Origin of the sequence: Mucilaginibacter sp. KACC 22063, from assembly GCF_028736115.1 — a bacterium.
GTDB lineage: Bacteria > Bacteroidota > Bacteroidia > Sphingobacteriales > Sphingobacteriaceae > Mucilaginibacter.
Genome location: NZ_CP117877.1, coordinates 4771434 through 4783597, shown reverse-complemented (window position 1 = coordinate 4783597; position 12164 = coordinate 4771434). Strand labels below are relative to the sequence as shown.

Genomic DNA, 12164 nt, shown 5'->3' with positions numbered 1-12164 from the left:
TTGAGATAAGCCCGATGTATAAACCTATCAACCCTTTTCCAAACTTGCAGTTAATTTATTAAAATTTCCTTTAAAAACACAATCGCTATAATATAAGGCACTTAATTCTATGTCGAATTTTTTAACTGTCATTGAAAAGTAATTTGTTAATAATAGCCTAATAGTCAGGCAATATGGCTGGGATAGCTTTGCATCGTAAAATAAATTATCGATGCACAAAGCAAGTGATTGCCATAAGCACCTTAAATTATTCCTTATTTTCTGGCTGATGTTCTTCGGCAAAGCAGCGTATCCTCAAACGGTTTCCTTAAAAAATGCATTCGCCCATAATGACTACTGGCACAAACGCCCCTTGTATGATGCGCTGGATAACGGCTATACGCAAGTTGAGGCAGATGTTTACTTGCGGGGCAATAAGCTGATTGTAGCGCATGTGCTGCCTATACTTCGCCGCCACAAATACCTGGAAGACCTTTATTTAAAACCACTGGCCGATTGTGTAAATGGTAATAACAGTAAGCTTAACTGCCCCGAGTATCCTGTTATGCTGATGATCGACATTAAGTCGGATGCAGAAAGCACCTACATAGCACTTGAGCAATTATTAAATAGGTATAGCCACTTATTATCTTCTTATGAGGATGGTAAATTTATACAGCGAAAAATAACCGTAGTAATAACCGGGCATAAGCCCTACCATATAATGGCTACCCAGAAAACAAGGCTGGCATTTTTAGATGATAACCTGATGCGTCCATCGCAGGATACTGTTTCCGCTGCCATGTACCGTACGGCCAGCTGCCGCTTTTCAAAATTAGTAAAATGGGATGGACAGGGCATAATGCCTGATACAGAGCGCCAAAAGCTTTGCGCATTTGTTGGCATGGCACATAAGTTTGGTAAGAAAGTGCGCCTTTGGGCATCGCCTGAAAATAAAGGTGTGTGGCAGCAACTGCTTGATTGCGGCGTCGACCTTATTAATACCGATAAACTGGTAGAACTGAAAAACTACCTTTTGTATGACCGGAAAACCCAGTCGTTAAGCGAAAAGCCGGTTACTGCGGGCTTATAAGTGCTTAATAATTTAATAATATTAACTTCTTATTATCTACAAGTTACCCCTCTACCTTTAATCAATATGAATTTTAGTTTTTCCTGAAACCTTAAAACGGTAACGGGCGAAATGCTTAATAATTAAGTATTGATGCAGAAGATCCTGTTTATAACCGGTTCAATGAACCAAACCCTGCAAATGCATCAGATAGCCGGTAATCTGCCCGAATATGATTGTTGGTTCAGCCAGATTTTTACCGATGCCCCTGTTATTAACTTCCTTCTTAACCACACCTCGCTTTTAAATACAACTATCCTTTCCAAATATTTCAGAAACCAGTCGGAAGAATACCTTAAAAATCATGGCCTACAAATAGATTATGGCGCAAGGTTAAATAAATATGACCTGGTGGTGTATTGTTCTGATATGGTTGTTCCGGCAAGGATGCGTAAAGTAAAGACCATCTGGGTGCAGGAGGGGATGACAGACCGCTTTACGTTAATGACCCACATTGTTAAGGCTTTAAAGCTTAACCCGTCTTTATGTGGTAATACCTCGCTCAATGGCTCTTCTGATGTGTGCGATGTGTATTGTGCTGCGTCTGAAGGCTATCGCAAATATTTTGCTGCAAATGGCACAACCGATAAAAAAATTGTAGTTACGGGTATGCCCAACTATGATGACCTGGAGCGTTTCCGTGTAAATGCGTTTCTGCACCGGGGTTATGTAATGGTGGCTACTACAGATATGCGCGAAACCTACCGTTACGAAAATCGCGTTGCTTTTATTAAGCAGGCAGTAAAAATTGCAAACGGGCGCCAGTTGCTATTTAAGCTGCATCCGAATGAAAATTATAGCCGTGCCGAAAAAGAGATTAGGAAATATGCCCCTGCTGATACACTAATCTATCACAAGGGAAATACCAACGAGATGATCGCCAACTGCTGCGAACTCATCACGCAATATTCAACAGTGGTTTACACCGGCATTGCACTTGGTAAAAAGGTACACTCGTGGTTTGATACCGATAAACTTTACGAACTGGCACCATTGCAAAATGGTGGTGCATCAGCCATGAACATTGCTATGATCTGCCGGGCATTTTTAAACCATACCGGCGATAAAGCTGCTTTTGACCCGCAACGCGTATTAAAGCAGTGGGAGCAGGAATATACCGAATTAATATTGGCTTAACTCAGAGGGGTATATGAAGGATAAGGTGCTTATAGTGGTACAGGCGCGAATGTCGTCGAGCCGTTTGCCAGGTAAAGTAATGATGCCGGTGTTAGGTAAAAGTATGCTGGCACGGATGCTTGAGCGCTTAAGCAAGATGCGCCATCATGCCATAATTGTTGTGGCAACTTCAGAAGAAAGAGACGACGATGTAATTGCAAAGGAAGCTAATGACTTAAAGATAGCATGTTACAGGGGCAACCTTACTAACCTGCTTGACCGCCATTACCAGGCTGCTAAACTGCATAATGCCAATGTAGTACTTAAGATACCATCTGACTGCCCTTTGATTGACCCTGCAATTATAGATGAGGTGCTCGACTATTTCTTTGCCAATAAGGGTAAGTATGATTTTGTAAGCAACCTGCACCCGGCAACATGGCCGGATGGCAACGATGTGGAGGTAATGACCATGCAATGCCTTGAACGTACCTGGCAAAATGCAAGCCGCCCGCTCGAGTTAGAACATACCACACCATATATCTGGGAAAACCCCGATTTGTTCCGAATAGGCAATGTGACATGGGGTACCGGCTTAGACTATTCGATGGCGCACCGCTTTACCATTGATTACCCTGAAGATTACCTTTTTATTAAACGGGTTTACGAAGAGCTTTATCGCAAAAATGACGGTTTCTCCTGCGATGACATCCTGGCATTGCTGGAGAAACAGCCTGAGATATACCAGATCAACGCTCAATATGCCGGTGTTAACTGGTACCGCCATCACCTTGATGAATTAAAAACGGTTAATCCCGACCAAACCCGTCAGTCGCCATCACAATTAATTACTACCTGAAAATGTCGTACAATAACAACTATACCGAGCAACAGCTGCAGGAAATTGCACTCAAGGTGCGCGAACATATTATCCGCATGTCTACCGATGGGGGCTGTTTCATCGGCGCATCCTTATCAGCCGTTGACCTTATTGTATACCTGTATACTAACTTTTTGAATATATCGCACGATAATTTGTACGATGCCGACCGCGATTACCTGTTCCTGTCTAAAGGGCACGATGTACCTGCGCTTTACGGTACGCTGGCCGAGTTAGGATTATTGGAAAAGGAAAGGTTGCAAAAACACCTGTCGCTTGATGATTATATCTACTGGCACCCTAACACCCGTATTCCGGGAGTGGAGTTTCACTCTGGCTCATTAGGACATTTGCCATCAGTGGCTATTGGGGTAGCTATGGATATTAAGATCCGCGGCGACCAGAATAAAGTAGTTTGCATTTTGGGCGACGGCGAACTTAACGAAGGTACTTGCTGGGAGGCGATGCTGGTAGCCAATGCCTACAAACTGGACAATCTGATTTTTGTGGTTGACCGTAACCAGTTTCAGGCCAATATCCGCACGGAAGAACTGATTCCACTTGAACCGCTTGCTGACAAGTTTAAAGCATTCGGTGCTGCCGTTAAACGGATAGACGGGCACAGTTTTAATGCGTTGCATGATGCTTTTTCGGCTTACCCATTTGAAACCGGAAAGGTGAACGTAGTAATTGCCGATACTATGCGCGGCAAAGGATTGCCAAGCATACAGGAACGTGCCGACCGCTGGTTCTGTAATTTCTCAGCAGAAGAAATCGGCCAGTTACTGCTCGAATTACACGGCCAGCACCAAACCACGCTATCATCCGAAACCTTAATTGTAAGATAACATGACCTACGAAGAACTTTTGACCGAAACCGCGCTGAACGACGAACAGGTGATTGTTATGACCGCCGAAAACCGTGCATTGGTGCGTAACCTGCCCGGTATTTTAGGCAAACGGTTTATAGATACCGGTATAACCGAACAAACCATGATCGGTGCAGCTGCCGGGCTGGCCTTGCGTGGTCGTACCCCGGTGGTACATGCGCTGGCTTCATTTTTAACCATGCGTGCCTTTGAGTTTGTGCGTACTGATGTAGGTATTGCCGACCTTCCGGTTAAAATGAGCGGATTTATCCCTGGGTTTTTATCAGATGCAAACGGGCCTACACACCAGGCTATTGAAGATATTTCAATTATGCGCGGCATCCCTAATATGACGGTTTTTGCACCGGCAGATGAGGATGACCTGATTCATATGCTGCCTGCTATCTGGCAATCAGATGATCCGGCTTATACGCGTATCAACACACGTAAAACAGTGTATCATCACCAGCCTTTTGAATTCGGTAAGGCAGAAGTGATTGCACGCGGCGCAGATGTAACCATACTTACTTACGGATTATTGTTTGAGCAGGCGCTAATTGCTTTAGAGATATTGAAAAACGAAGGTCTTTCTGTAGGGCTTATTAACATGCGTAGCCTTAAACCGGTGGATGAAGAAGCAATTCTGGAAGCAGCCGAATCAAGCAAATTAGTTGTAACGCTTGAAGATCATTTTTTAACGGGCGGCCTATACAGCATTGTAGCCGAGGTGTTATTAAAGCACCAAACTACTGCCCATGTACTGCCATTTGCATTAAGTGAAAAATGGTTCCGCCCTGCATTGTTGCCTGATGTTTTACATCACGAAGGCTTCACAGGCAAACAGATAGCTGAAAAAATATTAGGCTACAAAACCGGGCACCGCCAGCCACATATTTCAGTTCCACAGTTTTCAGAATAATACTATGCCTAATCAAATCGATCTTAATAATGATTTTCCGGTTATTACCGAATCAGATAAGCTTTATGAGCGTGCTTTAAAAGTTCAAAAACCGGTAACCCAAACCTTGGCAAAAGGCCCTGGCCAGTTTACAATGGGCGTGGCGCCTAAATACCTGGTTAAGGGTAAGGGTGCGCACGTTTGGGATGCCGATGGCAATGAATACATTGATTTCAATTCGGCCATTGGTCCCATCTCTTTAGGTTATGCCTATCCTGCTGTTGACAACGCAATTCGCCAGCAATTGAATGATGGGATCACCTTTTCACTGATGCACCCTTTCGAGGTTGAGCTTGCAGAATTAGTTAATGAGGTTATCCCTAATGCCGAGGCTGTAAAAATATCAAAAACAGGAGCCGATGTATGTTCGGCTGCTATCCGTGTTGCCCGTGCTTTTACAGGCCGAGATAAAATATTTTGTTGCGGTTACCACGGTTGGCACGATTGGTATATCGGCATCACCAGCCGCAATGCCGGTATTCCTGAGGCTATCCAGGACATGACCTTTACATTCGAATACAACGATATAGAATCTATAAAGGCTGCGCTTGATGAAACAGTAGCTGCACTAATATTAGAGCCTTTCATTTTTGAGGCACCTAAACCCGGCTTTTTGCAGGAATTGGCCGAAGTATGCAAGGCAAACGGCACACTGCTGATCTTTGATGAAATGTGGACCGGCTTCCGCATTGCTTTAGGGGGCGCTCAAGAGTATTTCGGCGTTAAGGCCGACCTGGCAGTATTTTCAAAAGCTTGCGCTAATGGGATGCCGATAGCATTGCTTACCGGCCGTGCCGATGTGATGGAGCTGTTTAATTCAGAAGTTTTCAGTTACACCACTTTTGGCGGCGAAGCGCTTTCATTAGCGGCTTGTATCGCAACCATCAAAGAGCTTCGCGACAAAAATGTGCCGCAATACCTTGACGAAAAAGGGGCCTTATTAAAAGACGGTTATAATCAGCTGGCTATTGAGTTGGGCATGGATCAATACACCCGTTGCATAGGCTTTAATTGCCGCACGATGTTAACCTTTACTCCGGAAGCAGGCAATGGCCTTGAGCTAAAAACGCTGATGCAGCAGGAAATGATTAAGCGCGGCATACTTTGGGCTGGTTTCCATAATATGTGCTTTAGCCATACCGATCAGGATATCAACTATACGCTTGAGGCCTACCGTGCGGTATTGCCTATTGTAAAAGAAGCTATTTTAAGTGGTGATGTGAAAAGCTATTTAAAAGGAGAGGTGCTTGAAGCGGTATTCCGCAAAGTGAGCAACTATAACATCAAACCTAAAGCTGCTGCGCTATAATGGAACTGTTTTCATTAAACGGCAAAACGGCTATTGTAACCGGGGCATTAGGGCTTATTGGCCGTAAGCATTGCGAGGCTTTAGCATTAGCGGGTGCAAATGTGATTGTGGCGGATATCAATGGCGAAGCGGCAGCAGATTTTGCTGCACAATTAGGAGATCAGCATTTAGGGATACAGCTTGATGTAACCAATAAAGCTGCTGTTGAAGCTGCACGAGACCAGATATTAAACCAATACGGCGCTATAGATATACTGGTTAACAATGCTGCCATTAACGATATGTTCGAAAATCCGGCAATGGCAAAAGAGTTATCAGCTTTTGAGAACTATCCGCTTGATGCTTTCCAGAAATCGCTTGATGTGAATGTAACGGGCGTTTTCCTGTGTTCGCAGGTTTTCGGAACAGTGATGGCAGAAAATGAGGGCGGGAGTATCATCAACATTGCTTCTACCTACGGCATGGTTGGCCCCGACCAAAAAATTTACCGTACAGAATGCGGTGAGCAAACCTTTTTTAAATCGGCAGCATACCCGGTAACAAAAGGGGCCATCATCAATTTTACCCGCTTTTTAGCAGCTTATTGGGGCAGCAAAGGTGTGCGTGTAAATACCCTTTCGCCAGGTGGTGTTGAAAACGGGCAAAACGAATACTTCATTAATAATTATTCAGAAAAAACATTATTAGGCCGTATGGCCAAAGCATCAGATTATCAGGGCGCGCTTATATTTCTGGCAAGTGATGCTTCGGCATACATGACAGGGGCTAACCTGGTAGTTGATGGTGGCTGGACAGCAATTTAAACCTTAATTGATATGAAAGAGATCTTAGCTAAAAAAGCATCTGAAATTAAATTACTGATTACAGATTGCGACGGTGTTTTAACCGATGGCGGCGTTTATTACGACGAAAGCGGAGAATACCAGAAAAAATTTAACATCCGCGATGGTATGGGCGTTGAGCGTTTGCGCAAAATGGCCAACATAGATACAGCAATTATTACTGGCGAGCGTTCGCCCTCGGTAATAGCACGTGCAGAGAAACTGGATATTACTGAACTGCATTTATTTGCTAAGAACAAACCAGCAGTATTAGCAGGGATATTGGAGCGTTTACAGTTGAAAGCCGAGCAGGTAGCTTATATCGGAGATGACTATAACGATCTGGAAATTATGAAGCTGGTTGGTTTAACCGCCAGCCCGGCCGATGCCTTGCCTGGTATTAAAGCAGCTGTTGATTATGTATGCGAAGCCAAAGGCGGCGAAGGCTGCTTCCGTGAGTTTGCTGAAATGATCATTGAATACAAAAATGCTTTTGAGCCGGTGCCTACAAAGGTAAATACCAATCGCGAAGCGGTAATAACCTTAAGCAATGGCCGTAAAATAGGCGAGGGGCATCCTTGCTATATTATTGCAGAAATAGGCATCAATCATAATGGCTCGCTTGAAACAGCAAAGCAATTAATTGATGAGGCTGTTGCTGCCAAAGCTGATGCGGTAAAATTTCAGAAACGTACACCGGAAATCTGCGTTCCTAAAGATCAGTGGGAGGTAATGCGCGATACCCCCTGGGGCCACATCTCCTATATCGAATACAAACGCAAAACAGAATTTGGCATTGCCGAGTATGCAGCGATAGACCAATATTGTAAAAAACTGGGTATCGATTGGTTTGTGTCAGCATGGGATGTGCCATCGGTTGATTTTATGGAGCAGTTTGATACGGTAATGTATAAGCTGGCATCTGCTTCTTTAACAGATTTTGAGCTTATTGAACGTATACTAATCACCGGTCGCCCGCTAATGTTATCAACAGGTATGTCGACCATGAAGGAGATAGAGAACGCGTTAAATTTCATCAATGCATTTGATCCGGCTTATCCATTATTTGTAGCGCATTCAACGTCGGCATATCCATGTAAACCGGAGGAATTAAACCTTCGGATGATCCGTACACTGGCACACAAGTTTCCGGGCATACCTGTTGGCTACTCTGGCCACGAAACCGGCCTTGCAACTACCGTAGCTGCTGTAGCAATGGGCGCCACTTTTGTGGAAAGGCATTTTACGTTGGACCGCGCCATGTGGGGATCAGACCATGCGGCCAGTGTAGAGCCACAAGGCTTACAGCGTTTGGTGCGCGATATCCGCGATGCGGAGATTGCAGCAGGCGATGGTATAAAAAAAGTTTACGAATCAGAACTGGCACCAATGAAAAGGTTGCGTGTAAACATCAGCGACGAATACAAGGATAAGTTTTTAGCAAAATAATGCCACAGGAAAAGGTTGTTACCATAACCACAATTATACTTTTCAGTTGGGCTGCATTTATCATTGCCTGGGAACGCATAGCACCATACCGTAAAGGCCTTCCCTTCTTTAGGGAGGGCTTTTGGGCTGATTTGGTATGGTACACCATTATACAGAGCTACTTTTTAAAAATTCTCATCTTTGATTACATCATTGCACCTTTGCAGCACCATTATAACTGGTCGCACTGGCAATTTGTAAGCCATTGGCCTGTTGTCTTGCAGGTGCTTTTCTTTTCGGTAACGCATGATCTATATATCTACCTGTTTCACCGTTTCCAGCACTCGAATAAATTATTCTGGCGTATACACGAGGCACATCATTCAGTGAAGCAGGTTGATTTCCTGGCAGGCTCGCGCTCGCATGTTCTGGAGATCATCATTAACCAGACGATAGAATTTGCGCCGATTATCCTTTTAGGTGCCGACCCGGTAGTAGTACCCATAAAAGCACTGCTCGATGCTATGTTTGGCATCTTTATCCATGCCAACGTCCGGGTTAGACTGGGTAAGCTTAAATACCTGATCAATACTCCCGAACTGCATTTGTGGCACCATGCTAATTACAAAGAGGTATTTCATGCTAATTTTTCCACAAAGTTTTCTTTTTGGGATTACCTGTTAGGGACAGTTTACGATCCGGGGCATGCGCCCGGAGATAAACCCGAAAACTGGGGATTACCGTATGAATACCCGCGCGATTATTTTTTACAGCATGCTTTTTCTGTAAAGCGGTTTGATGAAAGGAGATTATTAAAATACCCGGCTTTCAGACGGTATTATAATTTAAGATTTGACCTGATGAGGGCATTAAGTAAACCCTTTAAGCGTCAACCCCAATACAGCGAACATCAGGACGCAGCCGTTATGCAACCATTAACCGAAGACGTAAAAGTTTAAAACATTGGCCTGGGTATATTTAATTATTGCTGCGGTATTTGAAGCCGCATGGACGTTCTCTTTAAAGTTTTTAAGTTTCAGCGCTTTAAAAACACTGCGGTGGAATACCTTTTACAGCCCTCATGCCGGCCTGCCTATCTTGCTTCCACTGGTGGGATATATCATTTTCGGGATAGGAAATATTTATTTTTTTTCTTTAGCTATTAAACAGGTTCCAACGGCAACCGCATATGCCGTTTGGACGGCTGTAACCCTGGTACTGATCAAGGTTTCAGAAATCACCTTCATGAGCCAGCGTATTTCTACCGCCGAAATCTTTTTTATGCTGATGATTATGGGCGGTATCGTTGGCTTAAAAACAGTTAATATCAATTAATATTTCTTTTAAAAAGAAAGAATTTAATTTCGCCTTTGCTCACTTAAATAATTGAAAATAATATATTTTCTACATCTTATTTGAAGTATTTTTTTTGTAAAACAATAAAAAAAACGTTTTACAGACATCTATTTGCTAAATTTTATCGTTATTAGTAGCAGCAAGTGTTCATGCACTTGCTATTGTGATAAGGTTTAGGTTGAGGCCCCCACGCAGCGAGTGCAAGGGGGCTTCTTTTTTTATTATAGGTTATATAGGAATGATTATTGTTTCTTTAATGTTAAGCGAAATCCGTATAGATATATATGAAGCCAGAACAGATCATAACATCGATATATAATGCAGTGAAGCTTTGTATCACAGATCACTTAACCCCATTGGGTTACCAGCCGGTGCATGAGCAGCACCATGATGCGCTTTATAACAGCCGTTTTATCATTTGGTCAAATAACCGCGAGGCCTTACGTTTAACGTGGGATGGCAAGGAAAACTGGTTTGTACTTGAAATTACAGAAACTATCCCGTTGAATACACTAAGCCAGTGGGAAGAAATGGTAGTGGTGCCCTTAGATCTCGAAAATCCTACACCAGAATATCATGATGAAGTTGTTCAAAAAATTATTAAAGCCTTGAATTAGTAATTTAGTAAACAAGGCTTTATAATATACACTATTATAAATGTTCATACAATCAGGTGAACAGTAAACTATGCACCTGATTGTTAATAAAGTTAAGCAATTAATTGCCTGCGTACTTTATCTACCAGGAAATCCATATCAAAAGGTTTCGGTAAAACATCATTCGGCGGGTTTTGCTGGTAAAGGCAATCGTGAATATCCGCACGGCCAGAGCATATAATTATTGGCAAATTTTTGGTAGAGGGCGTCGATTTTAATAGCTGGCAAAGTTCTCTTCCATCAGCATCTGGCAGCTGGGCATCTAGTATTAAAAGGTCGGGGTTGTTTGCTTGTACAGCATCTATTACATCTTTACCTGTGTTTACGGCAACTACATCATAACCACTGTTAATTAACATGTGGCTAAGAATCTCCAATATAAATTGGTTATCATCGGCAATTAAAATCTTATGTGGCATAGCTAGTAATATTTAAAGCATATAGTCAATATATATGCCACATTAACCATTGGTTAACGCCCTGTTGGCGTAATACGCAAATTTTTAAATGAGATTATACGTTCAGCTGTCTAATGCACAGTAATAAAAAAATAATATTATACCCATTGTACTTTTGTTAAATTTGAAGGTCAACAATATGATAGCCAGCTTTAATTGAGAATGTAAATGGATAAAATCAATATTAAGATACTTGCAAAAGAATTGAATTTATCTACTTCTACTATTTCCAGAGCTTTTAACGGCAGTACCGATATTAATAAGGATACCAAAGAACGTATCCTTGCTTTAGCACGCGAGCATAGCTTTTTGCCCAATCATTACGCCAGTAACCTTCGTGATAAAAAAACAAAAACCCTTGCTGTAATTGTACCCGAAATTGCCAATGACTTTTTTGCACAGGCCATAAACGGGATAGAGGAAGTGGCCCGTAAACATGGTTTTTACCTGTTATTGTACCGAACCGACGATGTTTTTGAAAAAGAAGTATCGTTTGTTAATTATCTTAATAATGGTAAGGCCGATGGTATTATTATGTCGGCATCGGGCGAGGGGAATGACCACCGTTATATCAACAATCTTGCTCAGAAAAACATTCCTGTCGTTTTTTTTGACCGTGTTTATGAGGATATTGATGCAGCAAAAGTAACCACTAATGACTATGACAGTAGCTTTGCTGCTACAGAGCACCTGATAAAAACAGGGTGTAGAAAAATAGCTTACCTGGTGGTTAATAAAAGCATATCGATTGGTAAAACCCGTATGCAGGGTTATGTGGATGCTTTGCAAAAACACAAGATCGCCTTTAATGATGATCTGGTTATTGACTGTAGTAACGAAGAAAAAACGAATCAGAAGATTTTAAGCAAGGCGCTTAAAGAGATTAAGCCAGATGGTGTTTTTAGTTCGGTAGAGCGCCTGGCGTTTGCTACTTACCATGTTTGCCAGGATTTGGGTATAAGTGTGCCCGAAGAGCTTAAAATGATCAGTTTCTCCAGCCTTAACATTGCCCCTTTATTAAGCCCTGCATTATCAACTATTACACAGCCAGCCTTTGAAATGGGTGTTAAGGCTGCAACGTTGTTTTTTGAAGCCTTAGAGAATAAAAATGCCAATATGCCTAAGAAGCATATTGTATTAAAATCAAAATTGTTTATCCGTAAATCATCACAATAAACCTGGTGGTTTTAAATTAAAAAGCC

Annotated in this window: 13 protein-coding genes; 12 read left to right on the top strand and 1 reads right to left on the bottom strand. The window is 42.5% G+C overall.

Features of this window, described 5'->3' with window-relative positions; translation table 11 throughout:
• Nucleotides 1–211: 211 nt before the first annotated feature.
• The 11 genes from PQ461_RS21020 (at nucleotide 212) to PQ461_RS20970 (ending at nucleotide 10465) form a co-directional block, all read left to right on the top strand.
• On the top strand, nucleotides 212–1072 hold the full coding sequence (locus PQ461_RS21020; protein WP_274207535.1) for a phosphatidylinositol-specific phospholipase C/glycerophosphodiester phosphodiesterase family protein: 861 nt from the start codon (nucleotides 212–214) through the stop codon (nucleotides 1070–1072).
• 132 nt (nucleotides 1073–1204) lie between these two features.
• A complete protein-coding gene (locus PQ461_RS21015; protein ID WP_274207534.1) occupies nucleotides 1205–2248 on the top strand; it encodes a hypothetical protein in 1044 nt (347 codons plus the stop codon).
• Between the two features lie 13 nt (nucleotides 2249–2261).
• Nucleotides 2262–3086: a glycosyltransferase family protein gene (locus PQ461_RS21010; RefSeq protein ID WP_274207533.1), complete on the top strand. Its 825-nt coding sequence runs from the start codon at nucleotides 2262–2264 to the stop codon at nucleotides 3084–3086.
• A gap of 2 nt (nucleotides 3087–3088) precedes the next feature.
• Complete coding sequence (locus PQ461_RS21005; RefSeq protein ID WP_274207532.1) at nucleotides 3089–3955, top strand: transketolase; 867 nt, start codon at nucleotides 3089–3091, stop codon at nucleotides 3953–3955.
• A gap of 1 nt (nucleotide 3956) precedes the next feature.
• The gene (locus PQ461_RS21000) at nucleotides 3957–4895 is read left to right on the top strand and encodes a transketolase family protein (protein ID WP_274207531.1); all 939 of its coding nucleotides are present in this window, start codon (nucleotides 3957–3959) and stop codon (nucleotides 4893–4895) included.
• A 4-nt stretch (nucleotides 4896–4899) separates the two neighbouring features.
• The gene (locus PQ461_RS20995) at nucleotides 4900–6243 is read left to right on the top strand and encodes an aminotransferase class III-fold pyridoxal phosphate-dependent enzyme (RefSeq protein WP_274207530.1); all 1344 of its coding nucleotides are present in this window, start codon (nucleotides 4900–4902) and stop codon (nucleotides 6241–6243) included.
• Complete coding sequence (locus PQ461_RS20990) at nucleotides 6243–7046, top strand: SDR family oxidoreductase (protein ID WP_274207529.1); 804 nt, start codon at nucleotides 6243–6245, stop codon at nucleotides 7044–7046. The genes PQ461_RS20995 and PQ461_RS20990 overlap by 1 nt, the downstream gene beginning before the upstream one ends.
• Before the next feature lie 12 nt (nucleotides 7047–7058).
• On the top strand, nucleotides 7059–8513 hold the full coding sequence (locus PQ461_RS20985; RefSeq protein WP_274207528.1) for an N-acetylneuraminate synthase family protein: 1455 nt from the start codon (nucleotides 7059–7061) through the stop codon (nucleotides 8511–8513).
• Complete coding sequence (locus tag PQ461_RS20980) at nucleotides 8513–9451, top strand: sterol desaturase family protein (protein ID WP_274207527.1); 939 nt, start codon at nucleotides 8513–8515, stop codon at nucleotides 9449–9451. Before PQ461_RS20985 ends, PQ461_RS20980 begins: the two co-directional genes overlap by 1 nt.
• A gap of 4 nt (nucleotides 9452–9455) precedes the next feature.
• The gene (locus PQ461_RS20975; protein ID WP_274207526.1) at nucleotides 9456–9827 is read left to right on the top strand and encodes a DMT family transporter; all 372 of its coding nucleotides are present in this window, start codon (nucleotides 9456–9458) and stop codon (nucleotides 9825–9827) included.
• A gap of 305 nt (nucleotides 9828–10132) precedes the next feature.
• Nucleotides 10133–10465, top strand: coding sequence for a hypothetical protein (locus PQ461_RS20970; protein WP_274207525.1), 333 nt, complete (start codon nucleotides 10133–10135; stop codon nucleotides 10463–10465).
• Nucleotides 10466–10557: 92 nt separating this feature from the next.
• Here PQ461_RS20970 and PQ461_RS20965 read toward each other — a convergent pair whose 3' ends face one another.
• Nucleotides 10558–10923: a response regulator gene (locus PQ461_RS20965; protein WP_274207524.1), complete on the bottom strand. Its 366-nt coding sequence runs from the start codon at nucleotides 10921–10923 to the stop codon at nucleotides 10558–10560.
• Between the two features lie 207 nt (nucleotides 10924–11130).
• On the opposite strand from PQ461_RS20965, the gene PQ461_RS20960 reads away from it, so the two are divergent.
• The gene (locus PQ461_RS20960) at nucleotides 11131–12138 is read left to right on the top strand and encodes a LacI family DNA-binding transcriptional regulator (RefSeq protein ID WP_274207523.1); all 1008 of its coding nucleotides are present in this window, start codon (nucleotides 11131–11133) and stop codon (nucleotides 12136–12138) included.
• Nucleotides 12139–12164: the final 26 nt, after the last annotated feature.

Coding starts and splice junctions, on each gene's coding strand:
- PQ461_RS21015 (WP_274207534.1), top strand. CDS start 1,205: ATGCAGAAGATCCTGTTTATAACCGGTTCAATGAACCAAACCCTGCAA.
- PQ461_RS20980 (WP_274207527.1), top strand. CDS start 8,513: ATGCCACAGGAAAAGGTTGTTACCATAACCACAATTATACTTTTCAGT.
- PQ461_RS21005 (WP_274207532.1), top strand. CDS start 3,089: ATGTCGTACAATAACAACTATACCGAGCAACAGCTGCAGGAAATTGCA.
- PQ461_RS20965 (WP_274207524.1), bottom strand. CDS start 10,923: ATGCCACATAAGATTTTAATTGCCGATGATAACCAATTTATATTGGAG.
- PQ461_RS20990 (WP_274207529.1), top strand. CDS start 6,243: ATGGAACTGTTTTCATTAAACGGCAAAACGGCTATTGTAACCGGGGCA.
- PQ461_RS21020 (WP_274207535.1), top strand. CDS start 212: ATGCACAAAGCAAGTGATTGCCATAAGCACCTTAAATTATTCCTTATT.
- PQ461_RS21000 (WP_274207531.1), top strand. CDS start 3,957: ATGACCTACGAAGAACTTTTGACCGAAACCGCGCTGAACGACGAACAG.
- PQ461_RS20960 (WP_274207523.1), top strand. CDS start 11,131: ATGGATAAAATCAATATTAAGATACTTGCAAAAGAATTGAATTTATCT.
- PQ461_RS20995 (WP_274207530.1), top strand. CDS start 4,900: ATGCCTAATCAAATCGATCTTAATAATGATTTTCCGGTTATTACCGAA.
- PQ461_RS20970 (WP_274207525.1), top strand. CDS start 10,133: ATGAAGCCAGAACAGATCATAACATCGATATATAATGCAGTGAAGCTT.
- PQ461_RS20985 (WP_274207528.1), top strand. CDS start 7,059: ATGAAAGAGATCTTAGCTAAAAAAGCATCTGAAATTAAATTACTGATT.
- PQ461_RS21010 (WP_274207533.1), top strand. CDS start 2,262: ATGAAGGATAAGGTGCTTATAGTGGTACAGGCGCGAATGTCGTCGAGC.